Here is a 20,258-nt window from a genome sequence, read left to right as displayed (position 1 = left end):
CCGCAAGTGTCAGCGGCGTATTTTTTTATCCAGCTTAAACACCGCCAGAGCCTGTACGACTTTGATGGTTTGCTCCTGCAGACTGTTGGCGGCAGCAGCAGCTTCTTCGACCAGTGCGGCATTTTGTATGGTCACATCATCCATGTGGCGGACGGCGGCATTCACCTTGGCGATACCGGCACTCTGTTCGCGTGATGCCGCGGCAATTTCACCCATGACATTACGGACATTTTGTACTGAGCTGATGATGTCGCGCATGGTGTCGCCGGCGGCTCCGGCCAATGACGTGCCCGCATCAATTTTTTCGGCGGAAAGCTGAATCAGATCTTTGATTTCTTTTGCGGCATTCGCACTGCGTTGTGCCAGATGCCGCACTTCGGTGGCAACCACGGCAAAGCCACGCCCTTGTTCGCCTGCGCGCGCCGCTTCAACGGCCGCATTGAGCGCCAGAATATTTGTCTGGAATGCGATACCCTCAATCAGGCTGACGATATCGACCACTTTTTTGGAAGACGTATTAATGTCATTCATGGTCGATACAACCTGTGACACGATGGCGCCGCCTTTGTCAGCGACCAGCGATGCATCACCTGCCATCTGGTTTGCCTGTACTGCGTGCGCCGTATTGTGATCGACGGTCGCGGCCAGTTGATTCATGCTGGAAGCAGTCTCTTCCAGTGCCGCGGCCTGCGATTCGGTACGTTCCGATAAATCCATATTGCCAGCGGCGATTTCGCTGGTGGCGATGCGGGTTTGGTCTGAACTGCGGCGCACATCACCGACAATCGAATACAGATTGATATTTAACTGGCGCAAGGCGCGCAGCAATTGACCCATATCGTCTTTGCCGTGGCTGTCGATTTCCTGCGTCAGATCGCCGCCCGCCATGATCTGACTGGCTTTCAGCGCATGATGCAAAGGCACGATCACGGCGCGATGCAAGGCGTGCCAGAAATTGAGTGCGGTGACAATGCCGATCGCGGACAAGGCTGTCAGCCAACCCGAGGGCTCAGGATTGAAAAACAGATTCTGTAGCAGCATGGCACTCATCAGCAGAATCAGAAAGCCAAGATTCCAGTTGGCGCGCTGCTGCAGTGACAGATAACGCAATGCATTCAATACACCAGCGATGCCGGTCAGTTTGACGCTGCCGCGACTGATTTTAACTTTACGTGGATTGCCCGCTTTGATTTCTTTATACAAGGCCGCGGTTTGCTGTACCAGTTCACGTCCCGGTTTCGTCCGCACCGACATGTAGCCGACCGGACGACCATCTTCGACGACAGGCGTGACATTCGCCAGCACCCAGTAAAAATCACCGTTCTTACAGCGGTTTTTGACCATGCCGGTCCACGGCTGCCCGCTTTTGATGGTGGCCCATAAATCGGCAAATGCTTCGGCTGGCATATCTGGATGACGCAGAATATTTTGTGGCTGACCGATTAATTCATCTTCGGTATAACCGCTCACCTGAACGAAATAGGGGTTGGCGTAGGTGATGTTGCCTTGAAGATCGGTAGTCGAGACAATGGTTTCAGTGTCGCTGAGTATGTACTCGTGATTGGTGACGGGCGTGTTAAGACGCATAGTATTTTATTCTGCATGTGAAGGGGAGACGGATAGCCGGGTACTAAGCCCGGCCGTTTTTTTAGTTCACGCGATGTCCATTGAACATCGCAGCCAACGTGAGGCAAATATTGGCGCAGGTTCAGGGCGACCAAAGTAATATCCCTGCGCGTGATCGCAATCGAGCTCGAGCAAGCTTGTTGCCTGCTCCGGAGTTTCTACTCCTTCGGCGATCGCTTTGAGGCCGAGGTTGCGCGCCATACCAATGATGGTGGTAACAATGGTATGGTCATGATGCTCATTGAGCATGTCACGAATAAAAGAGATATCAATTTTTAATGTGTCCACAGGGAAACATTTTAAATAGGAAAGAGAAGAATAGCCAGTGCCAAAATCATCGATCGACAAAGCAAATCCCATTATCTTCAGCGATTTCATGATATCGATAGACTGCGCTACGTTATGCATCAGGCTGCTTTCTGTCAGTTCCAGCTCTATGCATGCCGGACTGAGACCTGCGTTCCGCACGGTTTGCAGGATTTTGTGGGCCAGTTCCGGGTCGCTGAGTTGCTGGGCTGACAGATTGATCGCCAATCGGCCATGAAAATGGTAGCCCGCCGTTCGCCACGCACAAATCTGACGACAGGCTCGTTCGAGCACCCATAAGCCTAACTGCGCCATCATGCCGCGCGCTTCTGCAATCGGAATAAATTGCGCCGGGCTGATCCAGCCGCGCTCTGCATCGTTCCAGCGCAACAAGGCTTCCGCGCCGTCAATCTCGCCGGTCTTCAGATTGATTTTGGGTTGGTAATACAACTCTAATTTATCCGCGTTCATTGCCTGATTCAGAGTTCTGGCAATGTGCATCTGCTCATTCAGGTCGGCACTCATTTTTGCCTGATATGCGATATAACCTGCGCCTGTTGTTTTCGCTTTATACATGGCGATGTCGGCGCACTTCATCAGGTCATCGGCATTGTCGCTGTCTTCAGGATAAAACGATAAACCTATGCTGACCCCGACGGAAAAATGATCATTACCGATGTGCAGCGGGGTCGCCAGCGTCTGTTGCAGACGCTCGGCTATCATCGCTGCGGCAACCTGATCTTCAACTTCGGTGACGATGATGAATTCATCTCCGCCCAGCCGCGCCAGTGTCTTTTCGCCGCGTAGCGTTGCTTCAAAACGCTGTGCGACTTGTATCAATACCTGATCGCCGACATCGTGGCCTTGCGTATCATTGATTTCTTTAAAGCGGTTCAGGTCCAGGAACAGGATCGCCAATCGTCGTTGATAACGGCTGGCATTGCTGATCGCTTGCCTCAGCCTGTCCATGAACAGCGTGCGGTTTGGCAGTCTGGTCAGGCTGTCGTATAAAGCCAGATGACGGATTTTTTCTTCAGTCGCTTTGCGCTCGGTGATATCGGTATTAATAATAAGAATCGATTTGGGCCGCTTGTTTTCATCCCTGACCAGCGTGCGCTGGCTCTCTACAACGAATGGTGTGCCATCTTTGTGTCGCTGCGATATTTCACCGCGCCATTCACCGTCTTCTATCGTTAGACGCGTTACTTCATTAAACGCTGCTTCATCATCCCACAATAAATTTTCCGGGGAATTACCAAGCGCTTCGTTGCACGTCCAGCCATATAGCTTTTCTGCCGCCTTATTCCAATACGAAATATGATGATTGATACCAATCACAATAATCGCGTCGCTGGCTTTATCGAGCAACGATGCCTGATTGCGGTGGTGGGCGGCATTCGCCAGAGTCTCTTCGCGCAAGCGATGCTCTTCGGTGATGTCTTCGACTGTGATCAGTGAGTGTTGTTGCGCATGGTCGCCGACGATATCCGTGAGGGTGATGCGCAACTGGCTTTTTTCGTGAGGAATACTCAGATAGCGTTTTCCTGTTTTACCCGACAGAAACGGATGTAACACATGCGGAGATTCGAGTGCCGGTAACAGTGTGCGCAAATGCTGGCCAGCCATCTGATTGGTACGATCAAGCCCGAGAATTTTGCAGACGCAATCATTCACGCTCAACACCAGCAGAGCTTCATCGATAATGATGAGCCCCACATTCAGGCTGGCGACGATACTGTCTGCATACGGTTGCAGCGAGCTGCCAGGCCTCGTATTTTCCGGTTTGTTGATGGCGTGCGAGGGCAGTGGTGCTGGCGCTGATGATGTCGTATCAGCGACAGGTATTTTCTTGAGCAGTCTGGCTATCATGATCAGCTTCTGTTCTGTCCGGCCATCACATTCACCTCGTATAGTTTATTTCTTCATGCAATACGATTGAACCGGAGAGGGCGCTGTCATGCTGCGTTTCTCCGGAGTTCCGTTATGATCAGTCGTGGAGCATCGCTTGTGAAGTGCGAGCTCCGGCCAGGATAGTTAAGTGTTAGTCAGACGTTTTGCCGGATTCTGCATCATCGGACGCCGGACTGCTGTAGCGGCTTTTTGCGTGTGCGATACCGCCGTGCTGGCTGCGTTTGCCACGATCTGTGTGCTGTCTATCCGGAATACATCGACTAATTCCGACAGATTCGCTGCCTGATCTTCGAGACTGGCTGCGGCTGCAGCAGCTTCTTCGACCAGCGCTGCATTTTGTTGTGTCACTTCATCCATCTGCGCGATCGCCTGATTGACTTGCTCTATTCCTGTGCTTTGTTCATGGCTCGCTGCGGTAATTTCCGCCATGATGTCGGTGACGCGGCGAACGCTGTTGACGACCTCGCTCATTGTCGTGCCGGCTTTATTGACCAGCAGCGTACCTGCCGACACCTGATCGACGGAGTCACCGATCAGCACGGTAATTTCTTTCGCGGCAGCAGCGCTGCGCTGAGCGAGATTGCGGACTTCGCTGGCAACGACGGCGAAGCCACGGCCTTGTTCGCCAGCACGCGCTGCTTCGACAGCGGCATTGAGCGCCAGAATGTTGGTCTGGAATGCGATGCCATCAATGACGCTGATGATATCAACGATTTTTTTCGATGAATTATTGATGGATGACATGGTGCTGACGACTTCAGAGACCACATCGCCGCCTTTCATCGCCACATCAGACGCTTCTGCTGCGAGTTGATTTGCCTGACGCGCATTATCGGCATTCTGCTTGACGGTACTGGTCAGCTCTTCCATTGATGCCGCGGTTTCTTCTAATGAACTGGCCTGTTCCTCGGTGCGCGATGACAGATCCAGATTACCGGCAGCAATCTGTGTTGAAGCGGAAGCGATGGTGTCGGTTCCTGTTCTGACCTGCGCCACGACTCTGGCCAGACTGTTATTCATGTCTTTTAAGGCCTGCAGCAACTGACCTGTTTCATCAGTGGATTCGACTTGAATCTTGCTGGTGAGATCACCATCGGCAATCGTGCGGGCTATCTGCACTGCCTGATTCAATGGCCGGGTAATGCTGCGTGTTGTCCAGTAAGCGAAGCCGCACGCCAGCAGGATCGCGATGATCGCGATGCCCGATAGCATATTTCTGCTGTTCTGATAATTTTTCTCAGCATCTTCACCACTTTTGACCATGATGGTGCCAATCAGCGCGATCAGGTTTTGTACCTGAGAAAAATATGCAGTCTGCGCCTGTACGACAGACGACAACAGATATTCACCCGCTTCCTGTTTTTTTCCTTCGCCGATTAATTTCAGATATTCGTTTTGAGTCACTACATATTTACTACGAGCTTCTTTCACCTCATTGAAAACCTGCTTGCCCTTTTCAGTTGAAATCGTTTTGTCGAGTTGAGCAATTTTTTCGCCGACACGGGTAACGTTAGATTTAATTTCGCTGAGTGCTGCTTTAATTTTTTCAGGATCTTCAGTGATCAGTAAATTTCGCATCGCAAGTGCATTGAAATTAATTCCATCAAGTATTTCATTGGCGAGTACCACTTTAGGGTAACGGTCGTTGACCAGCAGACTGGTGCCGTCGTTGAGAGAACTCATGCGATTAATGCCAAACAAGGTCATACCGATCAACAGCATCACGACGATACCAAAACCTATGCCTAATCTTGTGCCGACTTTCATATTCATGTTCATTTGTATTCTCTTCTGGTGAGTGAGTTGATACGGGCTCGTCTGTCTTCATCCGATGGCGAAGATTATTCAGAGAGCTGTTCTATCAAACCCATATCACCGCTGGAAATGAGTTTGTCTATGTCGATCAGAATCAGCATGCGGTCATCTAATGTGCCGACGCCAATTAAATGGCCGGTATTGAGCGAGCCGATATCGGGTGCTGGCTTGACTTGTTCTTGCACCAGATTGATGACGTCGGAAACACTGTCGACGACCATGCCTATCACACGCTGGCAGACGTGAAGAATAATGACAACGGTGAATTCATCGTAGGCAGGATTGTCCAGGTTGAATTTGATGCGCATATCGACGATGGGCACTATCACCCCGCGCAGATTGATCACGCCTTTGATAAAGTCCGGCGCATTGGCAATCCGTGTCACCGCCTCGTAGCCGCGAATTTCCTGCACCCGCTGAATATCGATGCCGTACTCTTCTTTGCCCAGCGTGAATGCCAGAAATTCCAGCGAGCCCAGTCCGGCGACGGGGTTCTGGGTGGCGTTGATGTTGTCGGTCAGTTGCATCACTATCCTTCGCATTCAGTGAAAGATATTTCTCTTTTCATCTGATTCAGCGGTCATGCGGCAAAGCATGTTGCTCACCTGTGAGGAGAGTGGTGTCCAGCTGGCAGATATGTTGAGGAAAATATCGGATCAGAATCGTGCTGTTAGCGCGCTAACAGCACAGAATTTATTTCCAGATGGCAATGCTAAGGCTTTTGAATATATCGAGTCAATCGAATTTATCGATTTGTTGTTTGCGGGAGAATCTGCATTTACAAAATGTGTATTGTTTTACATCAAGGTTTTTTGCTGTTGATGTCGAAAATATCGGCAATGGTTGTCAGTAGTGCTGATGCGGCAACCGGCTTGGTGAAGTAATGCCTTATTCCTTTGCGAAGGGCTTCATCGCGGTCTAAGCCATCACTGTATCCAGTACACAGTATCACTGGTAAATCGGGTTGCATGCTGTGTAGGTAGCGGGCCAGGGTCACGCCAGTGATGCCTGGCATAGTCTGATCGGTGATCAGTAAGTCGATGGCAATCTCTTCGTTGGCAAGTGCATTCATCACCTTGTACGGATCGGTAAATAGTTCCACCTGATAACCAGCACCTTCGAGCAATTCCCGCAAAAATCCGCCGACAGCGGGTTCGTCATCCACGACCCAGATGCGTTGTCCGGTTCCGGTGACACCGACTGCACTGGAATTTTTTGCGGCTTGCGATTTGCATTCTGACGCCGGAACGATGGAAAACAGAAGCCGGAAGCGGCTTCCGAGGTTAGCACCGGACTCCACCAAAATATGGGCATCCGAGCGCCGCAGTATGCCCTGTACCATAGACAAACCCAGCCCGGTTCCTTTGCCCACTTCCTTGGTCGTAAAAAAGGGATCGAATAAGCGCGACATATTTTCGGGAGAGATGCCGCCGCCATTGTCAGAGACATCGATCGCCAGGTATTTACCGGATAACCTTTGCTGACTGATGGCACAGATTTCCCCGTGTAACTCTGTCTGATGCAGATGAATGTCAATCACGCCATGGGTATCAATCGCATCGCGCGCATTGATGACGAGATTCAACAGGATCTGGCTTAATTCTCCTGCGTCCATACGGATGCACAGATCATCTTCGATATGGCTTTGTAACTGTATGCTGGAAGGCAGCGACGGCAACATCATTGCCACTACTTCCTGTATTACTGAGGCGGGAGAAATCAGGTTCACGCCTGTGCTGGCCTGGGTGCGGGTGAAGGTCAGCATTTTGGCGATCAGATCCCGCGCGCGTTCGCTGGCCGTAATGACTTCTTTCAGATAGATTGCCAGTTTGCTTTGTTTATCAGGCACGAAGCGTTCCAGCGCCAGATTGGAATAGCCAAGAATAGCGGCCAGAATATTATTGAAATCATGCGCAATGCCGCCCGTCAGTTGTCCCAATGCCTGTATTTTTTGCGATTGCTGTAACTGCCGTTCCAGCCCCTGTTTGATCGTTTCCGCTTTCTCCCGTTCGGATATGTCACGTGTAAAAATAAAGAAATGCCTGGATTCCGGATCGTAAGTGACGGAAGCTTCAACGCTGAAGATGTGACCATCCTGATGGCGATGATATGTTTCAAACTGATCCCGGCCTTGTGCTCTGATTTTTTGCAGGTGATCCTGAATATTTGCTGTGTCGTGTATCACGTTAAGCTGATTGATACGCATAGTCAGCAATTGTTCCATCGTATAGCCCGACATTTTTACGTACGCATCATTGACTTCAAGTAGGTTGCCCTGATCATCGACAATCAGAAAACCGTCAATCGCGGTATCGAGCACGCGTTTGTGTCGCAATAAGGCTTTGGTGCTTTCTGTGACATTTTCGCCAACGGAAACATATCCCTCAATGATTCCATTGTCATTCAACAGGGGCGTGACGGTACGATTGATGATGAAGCTTTCTCCGTTACATTTTGTGACGTTGATGGAGCCTCGCCAGATTCGCCCCGCCTCAACGGTCTTTCTTAACTCTGCTGCGACCTTAGGATCGGGTGTGATAGGGGCGGAAAACAAGCATGCCTGACCAGCAAGCTCAGAGGCATCCGGAGGAAGAATGGCGCGCGATGCTGGATTTCTCCAGCGCAGTAAGCCATTTTCGTCGGTAAGAAAAATCGGCGTTGCGGAGGATTCCAGTGCCATTGCCTGCGAACGCAAAGTTTCATTGATTTTTTGTACTGTTTCTGCATGCATCGCCAGCGTCTGATATGGCTTACGCACAATCACTACAAACATCGCGCGATAAATCAGCGCATAACTGACGAATTTGTAAAAATGTCCGATGACATTCGATGTGTCACTGATGACGACGTAGTCTGCAAAAAAAAATTCACTCATCGCCGCGATGGCAATTGCCGCGAACATCAGTGTTGAAAATTCCTGACCAGATGCGCGTGCGAGACGATAGTAACGGAAGGCGGCGATGGACAGTGCTGCGGTGATCAGCCATTCAGTGACGATCTTGAACTGGCTTAATCCAGTGTTTTCATTGTATGTAATGACCAGGCTGTTTTCCTGAAAAAAGACCAGCCACAAAATCCCCAGGTTAATGACGCTGAATGCGACCAGCACGGTATATCTGAAGCGCCGTCCGGGCGGATGCAGATTGGGGAAAAAGCTGATAAACAAAATAATACCGGCGAACAGTATCCGCGCAAAAAGCCAGAAAGCAATCGACTTTTGTGGCGAGGATGGCGTGATCAGATCAGGCATTCCTTTGTAGGACATGACATGCGCAAAATCGAGCCAGCCAGCGGCGAGTAAAGTGACGGCGATCAGCAGCAGGGAAGTGGAGACTTCTTTTTCCGGTGTGTGCCAGACTGCCGCAAAAATCAGAAATGCAAACAGAATGGCCGCAAATTCCAGCAAGGTATGCAGAGGAAGATAATACTGGTGCGGAATATGAATATCCGTCAGAGGCAAAAACATCGCCAGCAAAAATAAGGCGGCAAAGACCGCGACCAGATATAGCTGCCGGCTTAACAGCTTGTGCTTTGCCTCTACTCCAGGGATGAGCATGATGTCATTCATTCAGCGTGCATTCAACGTTCATCGTGGCATCAGTTTTATTCATCGTCAGCATGACCGTAAGAATAATACAAGCTAAGCAGAAAGAAGATCATCGATGGCGAGTGTATCGATGTATGAAGCCTATTCTGACATGGTCAGATGTTGAAGCCTATGACCTGAAACAAACGTGCAGTATCGATAGGTTTTGAAAAGCAGCATTCGACACCGACGGAGAGAAGCTCCGCTTCGTTTTCCGGGCTCAGATATCCGCTCATGGCGATAATTCTGACATTGGCTTGCCCCGGTATTTCCTTGATCTGACGGCAGACTTCGGTACCTTTGATGCCCGGCATCATCAGATCGAGCAAGACAATATCCGGGGAAAAAGTATGTACTTTACGGCCTGCATCAAAGCCATCGTAGGCGGCTTCGACCACCATAGGCTGTTCACCTTCGCCAAGTAATTCCATCAGGAAGCCAGCGAAAGCCTTATTGTCATCGACGATCAGAATTCGCTGTGGCCCCTTGTTTCCGGCGGGATTCCACTGGCGGGCAAAGCGTTCGACTTCTTCCAGACGAAAACGACGATGTCCACCCGGCGTGACTTCGGCCTGCAATAAACCTCTTTGTGCCCAGCTACGCACAGTAATTGGCGACACCATCATCCATTGCGCGACTTCATTCGGCGTCAGGTAAGGTTTCTTTTTGTAGTCTTCAGTCATAAAAACAATGAATTCGATAATTTACAGATGTGCCCAATTATGTCACTTTATTGATTTTGAGAAATAAAATAATGTTTCTGTCGGCCTCTGTCAGCGTGCTTTGAATGCAATGATCAAACGTATCAGCGTATGCCCCAGACAAACGGATCTTCCTCATTCAGCAGTATGTCTGCTTCCATGTTGACAAAGGCCATTCCACGTAAGCTCGGCAATATCCGTCCGCTTGCCTGACTGTCAGGCGGGGCTGGCAACTGATACGACGCTTCGAAGACGCTGCCGATAATACTCTCCTGACGCCACACTTCGCCCGGAGCCAGTTTATTGTCTGCCGCGAGGCAAGCAAGCTTGGCGCTGGTGCCGGTGCCGCAAGGCGAACGGTCATAGGCTTTGCCGGGGCAGAGCACAAAGTTCTGAGTGTGATTATTCGCTTTGGTCGCGGCGCCAAACAATTCAATATGATCGATGAGCGCATTGTTCTCGCCCGTAATCTGGCTGGCTTCCAATGCTTGCCTCACGCGCCATGCATAGTCGGTCAGGCGCTCAACGTTCGACAGATGCAATTCTTCTCCGTGCTGATTGATCAGGAAGAACCAGTTGCCACCCCACGCGATATCGCCGGAGATTTTGCCTATCCCCGGCACATCTACGCTGACAGCTGTTCTGTAACGATAAGCGGGAACATTGTGCACGGTAACGCTGTGATCGTCATGTAACTCAACATTCACGATACCGACCGGTGTTTCTATGCGATGCTGTCCGGCCTTGATCTTTCCTTGGTGGGCCAGAGTTGCGACAAAACCGATCATGCCATGACCGCACATGCCGAGATAGCCGACATTATTAAAGAAAATAATCCCTGCCACACAAGACGGATCTGCCGGTGTGCACGCCAGTCCGCCGACGACGACATCTGAGCCACGCGGTTCGCAGGCGGTGGCGCTGCGATAGTGGTCAAACTTGTCGCGAAAAACTTGCAGACGTTCGGCGAGTGAGCCGAGGCCTAAGTCGGGGCCGCCACCGACGATAATGCGGGTGGGTTCGCCACCGGTGTGTGAATCAATGATGGAGATTTTTTTCAACATGCGTTTCTTTCTGCGTGCGGATATCAGTGATGGTATGGTGCCATAGTATAAATGCCTGACGTTTGTTTTATCCGGGACGTTAATTTTTTTTCCGGCAAACGCCTGCAATTCTCAGGTCAGAATCTGCAACAATATGGATTGCCGAGCATGCGATAATGAGGCTTGGCGACGAGCGCATCATAAGACAACATCGCCAGTTCCCGGTTTTTGATTAACTTGCAATTTAGCCGAATTTTCCACTATCTGCTGCATGAATCTGTTTCCAGCCAAAACTGAACATCAATTGCCTGATGAGATTAAAAAACGCCTGACTGGCGGCTTGTTGATTTCTTTGTTGGTGCATGCATTCATCCTGTCGTTGCAGTTTGGCTTACCGGGTGTCGGCTTACCGGGTCTCGAAGTACCCTGGGATAAACGCCGGGCAGAAACACCTGAACTCAGTGTGCAAATTGCGGATGTTGTTCCTGCGGCAGCCACGACAGCCTCACCTGCTGCGGTGACCAGTTCTGACCCTGTTGCAAGTGCAAACCTAAAAGCTGAAACGAACACCGTTTCGCCATCAACGGAGCCCGCAGTCTCTGCGGCTCCGCTTGCTACTCCGCCTGCCCTGGCAATGACTGAGGCGCCGAAATCAACGGCGACCCAGGGCATACAGTTGTTGGCACCGTCGATTGCTGTTGCCAGCGTCGCTGCACCGGAGAAAAAAACACGCACCAAAGCCGCGAAAGCGAAAAAATCGGTGACCCGGATACCTGTTGCTATGTCACGTCCGCCACGGGTTGTCGCGGTGGATGTACCTGACATTATTACTCAGAATAATTTCAGGAGCGACACTTTCAGCGTCGCGGTTCGTGATCCGGAAGAAAGTAAAAAAGAGCTTACGCAGAATGAAGAGCAGAGAATGTTTCCTGACCCCGTAAGCCAGTCAGTTGAAGAGCTGACTGATCTGCCGCCGGTCGCGGTCAGTCGCTTTGAGCCGGATGCACAGCAGCGAGAGCGGCGCGAACAAAAAATACTGCAGGCGACGAAAGAATTGTTGCAAGAAAAAATTGCAGCACCTGCATCCACGCAGCAAAGTGTGAAGCAGATGGAAGACGCCAGCCGCAAGCAAATAGCTGAAGCAGTGCGCAAGGAGGCTGACGCCGCGTTGGCAATGAAACAGCAAGAAGCACAGCAACAGCATGAAGCCGAGCAGCAACAGCAACGTATTTTGCAAGAAGCCAGCAAAGCCAATGCCAGTGCCCTGGCGGCAACCGCGTTGCAACGTATCGACAATATGAAACTTGTTGATGATAGCTTGAAGCAGCAAATGCAGGCTGAACTTGTTCAGCGCGAACAACAACGCAAAGAGCGCCAGACAGCCATGCTCACTGCGCGTCAGCAGGCAGAGGAGCGCGAGGATGAATTGAAGCGGCAACGCGAAGAGGCGTTGCGCAAACAACAGCAGATGGAAATGCAAATTGCTCAGGCAAAAAATGAGGAATTGCTGGAACGCCAGAAAATGGAAAAACTGGCAGAACAACGGGTGCAGCAACAAGTGCAGCAACAAGTGCAAGAGGCTCAACAAAAAGCGCAACAAGAGCGTCTTGATAAACAGCGCGCCGAGTCCGCTCGCCAACAGGCTGAACAGGCGCTGGCGCAGCAACGTGAGCGCGAACAGGCCGCCATCGCTGCGGCAAAAGCTGCTGGTACGAATAAGCTGGCGAATGCCAATGATCATCCGCTCACCGCTGGCAAGGCGGATGGCAATAGTGCCGTTGGCAAGACCAGCGTGTCCGGTAGCCACAGTAATTCTGCAGGATCAACTGCCAGCAATGCTGCGGGAAGTGGCGACAAGACTGCTGCTTTTGTTTTGCCGCAAAGCTTACTCAGCAGCGATCTGGCGAACCGGTCGCGTGAACAGGCGCGTGGCTTAGATTTGTTGCGTGGCGCGCCGCCATTGCCGCGTGCCGATACTGAAGAACGGCCACGCCGCCGCAGTGTGTTAGGCAGTGCGGAAAAAGATATCCAACTGCGTATGTACATCGATAGCTGGAAGCAAAAAATCGAGAGAAACGGGAATCTGAATTTTTCACAGACATCACGCGATAAAGCGCGCGGTGATCCTGTCGTCACGGTGGCGATCCGCAGCGATGGCAGTGTTGAGGAAATTACGATACACCGATCGAGCGGGCGAGCTGATCTGGATCAGGCCGTGCGCAATATTGTTCGTATCAACGCCAAGTACGCTGCATTTCCACCGAATATCGCTGCACAATATGACGTGATAGAAGTGCGTCGTGTATGGAATTTTGATGATGGTTTGCGCATACTCGAAGAGTTGCGCTGATCCTCGACGAAGCTGATTCTTTGACGCACTTTTGTTTTATCACCGCCATTGCTGTTTGCAGTTATGCCGTTCGGCGCTGATTGTTCAACGCTGTGAACTGAGAACGGTGATGGGAAAGTGATGCAAGGTCATCTGATGAAAAAATATTTAACGAGGCTGATATGCGTATTCTGATCACAGGTGGTACCGGGTTAATCGGCCGCCGTTTATGCTTGTCCTTACTTGATCACGGACATGTGCTGACTGTGTTCAGCCGTCATCCCGAAACGGTCAGATCTTTGTGTGGTAATGCCGTCCATGCGATGCAATCGCTGGATGAATATCATGTCGATACCGAGTTTGATGCCATCATTAATCTTGCTGGCGAACCTATCGTCGATAAACGCTGGACCTCCGCCCGGCAAAAAGTTTTACGTGACAGCCGGATCGCCCTGACTGAAAAGCTGCTGCAAAAAATTTCTGCCGCCAATTTCAAGCCTGAAGTTTTTCTGAGTGGTTCTGCGGTGGGCATTTATGGTAATGGCGGTGATCAGTTGTTCAGTGAGCAGGCCGCTGTGGGTAAAGATTTCGGCGCTCATCTGTGCGCTGACTGGGAAGCGGCTGCAAACAGGGCGGCAGACATGGGAATTCGTGTTTGCATCTTACGTACAGGACTGGTGCTGGACGCTGCCGGTGGCATACTGAAGAAAATGCATCTGCCATTCAGTCTCGCTCTGGGAGCACGGATAGCGGATGGCAAACAATGGATGAGCTGGATTCATGTGCAGGATTATGTGGCCATCGTGCGCTATTTACTGGACGATAAAAATGCAGCTGGGCCCTACAATATGGTGGCACCGCATCCGGTAACGAACCGCGAATTCACCCAGACCCTGGCCGCTGCTTTACACCGTCCCGCGCTGTTTGTTGCGCCGGCATTTCTGTTGAAACTGGCGATGGGCGACATGGCTGAGTTACTGACCGGCGGGCAACGCGTGCAGCCCATGCACGTTGCTGAGTTGGGCTACGAATTTCAGTATCCTTATCTGGCGGAAGCGCTGCATGATTTACTTTGAGCGATATCTCGCATCGATCAGTTCAGTCTGTAGCACATTCACATGAACAGTCTTATTGCATGAATTTTTCTGCGATTTCCCCGGCATCAGCTAAACGTGCGATTTGTCAGCGCTGCCTCCGTCCGCAATCTGCTTGTATCTGCAACTGGATAGTACCTGTGAATAACGGGGTAGAAGTATTGATACTGCAGCAACCTCTGGAAGTGAATAATGCGAAAGGCAGCGTACGTCTGCTGGATTTATGTCTGCAGCGTTCACGTGTTCTGACGGGCGAGGTTTTTACCGCCGAAACTTTGATGCAGGCCTTGTATGCACCTGCCGATGTAGCTGCAGATGCGACGATGGATGTCTCAAGTGATACGCGGCCTGTGGCGCAAATTCGGCCTGTGTTGCTCTATCCTGATACGTCTCTCATCGAAGCCGCAGATCTGGCCTTTCCTGTGGGCGAAAAATATCAGGAGAGTGAGCAAATACAAGGACTCCGGCTGGTGATTATCGATGCGACCTGGCGTAAAAGTCGCAAAATGCTGTATCTGAATCCTTTGCTGCAAACCTTGCCACGCCTGAGTCTGGAGCAGATGCCTGCATCGCATTACCGGATACGTAAAGCACACAAAGCAGATCAATTATCGAGTCTGGAAGCCTGTGCGTATGCGCTGATGCGGTTGGAAAATGATGAACACAAATATCAATGTTTGCTGCAGGCATTTGATGGTTTCGTTGATCAGCAACTCGGCAGTATTCCGGCAAATCTCAGGTAAAAAAAAGCCCCGCATCGTGCGGGGCTTTTTTGATATATCAATACTTCAGTTATTACATCAGCACATTGATGATCGCATTCCCGATCCCCATCAATGCGGCACCTGAAATCAGGCCGGCACAGATAGGCTCGCAGCCTTCGACCCAGAATTGATGGCCAGCCGTGCCTTTGACGGTATGCTTGCGCCCCATCCACCAGAACACTGCGGCACCTATCCACATCGCCAGACAGGCATCCGGTGGTAATACAACACCAAGACCAATCGCTACTGCTGACAACGGGACTTTACCCTTGGTGATGATTTTAGCGCCTTCGATGACCACCGCAGCGATAGCGGCGATAACCATCGCAATGACGGCTGACGTCGGCAAACTGCTGATGCCTTTGGCAATCAGTTCGGCCATGCCTTTCCACTGCATCGCGGATGGATGCGAAAACTGGTCGCTGACGATGCTTGCCGTGTCGCGCACACCCTGCGCATCCGCAGGTAAAAACAGCAGGTAGTAAATCGGCACACAAGCGAGTGCGCCAGAGATAATGCCGATGATGTGACCAATCGCTTGTTGGCGAGGTTTTGCACCCAGCATGTAACCCGGTGTGATATCGGATAATAAGTTAGAGGCATTCGATGCTACTTCGGCGGTCATCCCGGCAGGGATCATGTTGCTGGCCGGGTTGACTCTGTCGATCGCGCCCATGGTGATCTGGGTGATTTTTGAGAGCGCGCCGGTTGGTGTCCAGGATGTCAGTGCCATCGAGTTTGCGCAAATCACAGACAGCAGAAGAACTAAGGGTAAAGCAGCAAACGTCAATACCATAGGCACGCCGAAAAAGCTGAAATTCAGCCATGCGCCGAGCATACTGAATGCCGGAATACCGACATAGGAAATCATCAGCGGCAATTCGATATTTTTCAGCAAATCGTTGTTGCTGCTGATCTCTTTCTTTTTACCGAAAGATTTAAATAAGCTGGTAAAAATTTCAGGCTTCGCTGCCAGCGTGACGATAGAACCGACGACCATGATCGATACTGCCCACCACAGACCCCATTGATTCAGAATTTCGACGCGCGAAATCGGTACGACTTTACCGCTGGGGGCGATGCGCTCAACGATATCACCCTGGCGTATCATCAATGGGCCAAGTAAAGCAAAATTCAGCAAGCTGCCGAATAACAAACTGCTGGCAACACGGATACCCATCAGGCCACCGACGCCAATCATCGCGGCATCGACGGTGAAGCGCAAACCCAGTGTGCGGAAATCGATACCCAGAATTTTGGGTATCCATAAATCAAATTTGACCGCTGCCATGTAATAGTATTCATCAAATCTTTCCTGCAGATGCCAGGCTTCTTTCATACCAGCCCATTTATCCATCTGCAGCAGCTTGAATTGCAACAGTTTCATCCAGCCATCGCTGATCAGGAACTGATAGGCACCAGCAAACAGCGTCGTCAATCCCAGCAGTTTTGCCTGACGCATGCCTTCTTTGCCATCGCCGGAATACAAAGTGTCGAGCACCACGCCGCAGGCGCGACCTTCCGGGAACGGCAACTGATCTTCGTTAATGAAACGGCGTTTCAATGGAAACGCAACCAGTACACCAAGAACAGAGCAGACCACCATCCAGATCATCATGTGCCACCAGGGAATAATTTTTCCTGTTACCAGCATGTACGCGGTGATGGGTGCCACCATCGGCATGGTCATATAGCCTGCGGCAGTAGCGATTGATTGCGCGCAGTTATTTTCGAGAACGGTAAAGTCTTTGGCGATGCCGGTTTTGGACAGAATCCGGAAAAGGGCAAAAGCCAGGATCACGGAAGTGAGGCCAACGCCGATATTCACACCGGATTTCGCCGCGATATACAGCGCTGTTGCAGCCAGAATGCCACCCAATAAAAAGCCAGTCAGCGCTGAACGGAACGTCAGTTGCGGCATGTCGCCACGATAAATATTGTTGAACCACCACTCGTCTTTCTGAGCTCGGGTCCAGGTGCGTACCTGCTCTTCAGATAATTGTTGCAGCGCCATTATGTCTCCGGGATGAAATAGGATACCAACCGCATCAGCGTGCAGATGACGGGCATAGGTATTTGCCAGTTTTATCAACGCTGATGTCGAAATAATGAAAATAATTTTTCAGATGCCGCAGTATCTGAGTCATCAATCTTGCTGTCAAGATGTGTGACGACAAATATCGTTGTTCGTTGATAACATTGATGGCGGACTATTGATGCAAGGCATCAGAGTGGAGTGCCATTCGCATCAGCATCAGGATGCTGAAGGGGGCGACAGCGTGAAATGGAGATTGAAATGAAGATTGAAATGAAAGAACAAATGATGGACGGAAATTCTGTTTTTTTACCTTTTCCGCCAACATGTCGTACTCTGAAATGAAAAAAAGCTCTGCAAAATGATTGCAGAGCTTTTTAGTATGCAGCTCAAACTGAGCAGCAAGCGGTATTACATCATGCCGCCCATACCACCCATGCCGCCCATACCACCCATGTCGCCCATGCCACCAGCTGGTTTGTCTTCAGCCAATTCAGCAACCAGAGCGTCAGTAGTCAGGATCAGGCCAGCAACAGACGCTGCATTTTGCAATGCAGAGCGTGTTACTTTTGCTGGGTCCAGAATACCCATTTCAATCATGTCGCCGTAAGTGTCATTAGCAGCATTGAAACCGTAGTTGCCTGTGCCGTTGATGATCGCGTTGACCACAACAGATGGTTCGCCACCAGCATTTGCAACGATTTCACGCAATGGTGCTTCGATTGCTTTCAACACCAGCTTGATACCAGCTTCTTGATCTGCATTGTCGCCCTTGATCACGCCAGCTGCTGCACGAGCGCGCAACAGAGCAACGCCACCGCCAGGAACCACGCCTTCTTCTACTGCAGCACGAGTTGCATGCAGAGCATCTTCAACGCGCGCTTTTTTCTCTTTCATTTCAACTTCAGTTGCAGCACCGACTTTGATCACAGCAACGCCGCCTGCCAGTTTGGCAACGCGTTCTTGCAGTTTTTCACGGTCGTAATCAGAAGTTGCTTCTTCGATTTGCGCGCGGATTTGTTTTACGCGTCCTTCGATAGCGATAGCCTGACCAGCGCCGTCAATCACTGTCGTGTTTTCTTTACCGATTTCTACACGTTTAGCCTGACCCAGATCTGTCAGAGTTGCTTTTTCCAGTGTCAGACCGACTTCTTCAGCGATCACGTTACCACCAGTCAGGATAGCGATATCTTCCAACATCGCTTTACGACGATCACCAAAGCCTGGCGCTTTTACAGCCGCTGTTTTCAGGATGCCACGGATGTTGTTAACCACCAGAGTTGCCAGTGCTTCACCATCAACATCTTCAGCGATGATCAACAGTGGGCGGCCGGATTTAGCCACTTGTTCCAATACTGGGAGCAGATCACGGATGTTCGAGATTTTTTTGTCGAACAACAGGATGAATGGGTTTTCCAGAATAACGGATTGTTTTTCTGGGTTATTGATGAAGTATGGTGACAGGTAGCCACGGTCAAACTGCATACCTTCAACGATGTCGAGTTCGTTGTTGAGGGATTTGCCATCTTCAACAGTGATCACGCCTTCTTTGCCCACTTTGTCCATTGCGTTTGCAATGATGTCGCCGATGTCAGCGTCAGAGTTTGCAGAGATAGAACCAACCTGAGCGATTTCTTTATTCGTTGTCGTTGGGCGGGACAGTGTTTTGACTTCAGCAACCAAAGCGGTTACTGCTTTGTCGATACCGCGTTTCAAGTCTGTTGGGTTGAAACCCGCTGCAACGTATTTGAAACCTTCGCGAACGATGGCTTGTGCCAGCACGGTCGCTGTTGTTGTACCGTCACCAGCATTGTCGGAAGTGCGGGAAGCCACTTCTTTCACGAGCTGCGCGCCCATGTTTTCCAGCTTGTCTTTCAGTTCGATTTCTTTAGCAACAGAAACGCCGTCTTTAGTTACTGTTGGCGCGCCGAAAGAGCGTTCCAGAACAACGTTACGGCCTTTAGGGCCCAGAGTGACTTTTACTGCATTTGCCAGAATATTTACGCCGTTAACGATTTTCGCACGTGCGTCATCGCCAAAAATTACTTGTTTAGCTGCCATGTTATTTTCTCCAGAATCTTGTGGATTTCTATAGTGCTACAGGGAAAGAATTACTTCTGTACGATCGCGAAGATATCTTCTTCGCGCATTACCAGCACTTCGTTGCCGTCAACTTTGACAGCCTGGCCAGAGTATTTGCCGAACAAAACGCGGTCGCCGACTTTCACTTCCAGTGCGCGGATCGAACCGTTATCCAACTGCTTGCCAGCGCCAACGGCCAATACTTCACCTTGATCTGGTTTTTCAGCTGCTGCGTCAGGCAGAACGATACCGGATGCAGTTTTTGTTTCTTGATCCAGACGTTTGACGATAATGCGATCGTGCAGGGGACGAAGATTCATATTAACTCCTAAAATAATTACAAAAGTAAAACTACCGAAGTAAAACGGGGCTCATCACAAATTCAGACAGAATGACATTGAAGCATCACCTGATTTGCATAAGTCCCATCAGCAAACAAACAAAAATGTGCGCCGTAGATGGTGTCAGTGTTCGCCACTTTCAAGCCCTTTACTTCACACATACATGTGCTGCACAAGAGCCACCACGCTAACAGCGGCTAAGTTGCCTGCAATGCTGAAACCAGTCGATTTTAACATTGTTAGCACTCTCTTGTGTGGAGTGCTAATTGTATGGACGAGGTCAGGTTTTTTCAAGGAAGAATGTTGAAAAAGCAGTTTTATTTTAAAAATCAGAGGCTTAGCGACGCTTTTGGCTGGTTATCATTTTCAACGTCCACATAACAAGCCCGGCAAGCTCTTGCCAACAGTCTGATAGGCGATTGGGGCAGGTGCATCCTCGTGGGCAAACTTGCTGCATATCTTAATTTTCCCTTCTTCACGCACTGACTGCTTTAAGCAGATGGGCGCGATGTATTTTTGTGCCGGGCGGTGTCAGGCAGTCTCAGGCGTGTTCGATGCCCTCAAAAACCGCAAAATATACTCCCCGGGGTATGTATACAAGCCCAATGTTTCTGCTGAGATTTGG

At 50.4% G+C, this 20,258-nt stretch carries 13 protein-coding genes; 3 read left to right on the top strand and 10 right to left on the bottom strand.

Annotation, left to right across the window (positions count from 1 at the left end; all coding sequences use genetic code 11):
- Window positions 1-9: 9 nt before the first annotated feature.
- The 7 genes from Undi14_RS05980 to Undi14_RS05950 form a co-directional block, all read right to left on the bottom strand.
- The gene (locus tag Undi14_RS05980; protein WP_200178667.1) at window positions 10-1,587 is read right to left on the bottom strand and encodes a PAS domain-containing methyl-accepting chemotaxis protein; all 1,578 of its coding nucleotides are present in this window, start codon (window positions 1,585-1,587) and stop codon (window positions 10-12) included.
- A 66-nt stretch (window positions 1,588-1,653) separates the two neighbouring features.
- Window positions 1,654-3,801, bottom strand: a complete 2,148-nt coding sequence (locus tag Undi14_RS05975) for a bifunctional diguanylate cyclase/phosphodiesterase (RefSeq protein ID WP_200178666.1) — start codon at window positions 3,799-3,801, stop codon at window positions 1,654-1,656.
- Window positions 3,802-3,966: 165 nt separating this feature from the next.
- Complete coding sequence (locus Undi14_RS18450) at window positions 3,967-5,622, bottom strand: methyl-accepting chemotaxis protein (RefSeq protein ID WP_200178664.1); 1,656 nt, start codon at window positions 5,620-5,622, stop codon at window positions 3,967-3,969.
- A gap of 62 nt (window positions 5,623-5,684) precedes the next feature.
- The gene (locus tag Undi14_RS05965; protein ID WP_186896810.1) at window positions 5,685-6,185 is read right to left on the bottom strand and encodes a chemotaxis protein CheW; all 501 of its coding nucleotides are present in this window, start codon (window positions 6,183-6,185) and stop codon (window positions 5,685-5,687) included.
- A 275-nt stretch (window positions 6,186-6,460) separates the two neighbouring features.
- Window positions 6,461-9,214, bottom strand: a complete 2,754-nt coding sequence (locus Undi14_RS05960) for an MASE3 domain-containing protein (protein WP_200178662.1) — start codon at window positions 9,212-9,214, stop codon at window positions 6,461-6,463.
- A 146-nt stretch (window positions 9,215-9,360) separates the two neighbouring features.
- Complete coding sequence (locus Undi14_RS05955) at window positions 9,361-9,927, bottom strand: response regulator (RefSeq protein ID WP_186883074.1); 567 nt, start codon at window positions 9,925-9,927, stop codon at window positions 9,361-9,363.
- Window positions 9,928-10,049: 122 nt separating this feature from the next.
- A complete protein-coding gene (locus Undi14_RS05950) occupies window positions 10,050-11,006 on the bottom strand; it encodes a proline racemase family protein (protein ID WP_370589914.1) in 957 nt (318 codons plus the stop codon).
- Between the two features lie 253 nt (window positions 11,007-11,259).
- Between Undi14_RS05950 and Undi14_RS05945 the strand changes: the two genes are divergently transcribed.
- The 3 genes from Undi14_RS05945 (at window position 11,260) to Undi14_RS05935 (ending at window position 15,154) form a co-directional block, all read left to right on the top strand.
- Window positions 11,260-13,338: a TonB family protein gene (locus tag Undi14_RS05945; RefSeq protein WP_200178660.1), complete on the top strand. Its 2,079-nt coding sequence runs from the start codon at window positions 11,260-11,262 to the stop codon at window positions 13,336-13,338.
- 161 nt (window positions 13,339-13,499) lie between these two features.
- Complete coding sequence (locus tag Undi14_RS05940) at window positions 13,500-14,393, top strand: TIGR01777 family oxidoreductase (RefSeq protein ID WP_200178659.1); 894 nt, start codon at window positions 13,500-13,502, stop codon at window positions 14,391-14,393.
- 59 nt (window positions 14,394-14,452) lie between these two features.
- Window positions 14,453-15,154 carry a tRNA-uridine aminocarboxypropyltransferase gene (locus tag Undi14_RS05935; RefSeq protein ID WP_200178658.1) on the top strand — a complete coding sequence of 234 codons (702 nt, stop codon included), beginning with the start codon at window positions 14,453-14,455 and terminating at the stop codon, window positions 15,152-15,154.
- Between the two features lie 52 nt (window positions 15,155-15,206).
- On the opposite strand, the gene Undi14_RS05930 is transcribed toward Undi14_RS05935, so the two are convergent.
- From Undi14_RS05930 to groES, 3 genes are all read right to left on the bottom strand, one after another.
- A complete protein-coding gene (locus tag Undi14_RS05930; protein ID WP_200178656.1) occupies window positions 15,207-17,189 on the bottom strand; it encodes an OPT family oligopeptide transporter in 1,983 nt (660 codons plus the stop codon).
- A gap of 432 nt (window positions 17,190-17,621) precedes the next feature.
- The gene (gene groL, locus Undi14_RS05925; RefSeq protein ID WP_200178655.1) at window positions 17,622-19,271 is read right to left on the bottom strand and encodes a chaperonin GroEL; all 1,650 of its coding nucleotides are present in this window, start codon (window positions 19,269-19,271) and stop codon (window positions 17,622-17,624) included.
- 50 nt (window positions 19,272-19,321) lie between these two features.
- Window positions 19,322-19,612, bottom strand: coding sequence for a co-chaperone GroES (gene groES / locus Undi14_RS05920; RefSeq protein WP_186883080.1), 291 nt, complete (start codon window positions 19,610-19,612; stop codon window positions 19,322-19,324).
- Window positions 19,613-20,258 lie beyond the last annotated feature (646 nt).

Origin of the sequence: Undibacterium sp. 14-3-2 (assembly GCF_016595265.1) — a bacterium.
Classification (GTDB): Bacteria; Pseudomonadota; Gammaproteobacteria; order Burkholderiales; family Burkholderiaceae_D; genus Undibacterium; species Undibacterium aquatile.
This window is presented reverse-complemented; position numbering and strand designations above follow the sequence as displayed.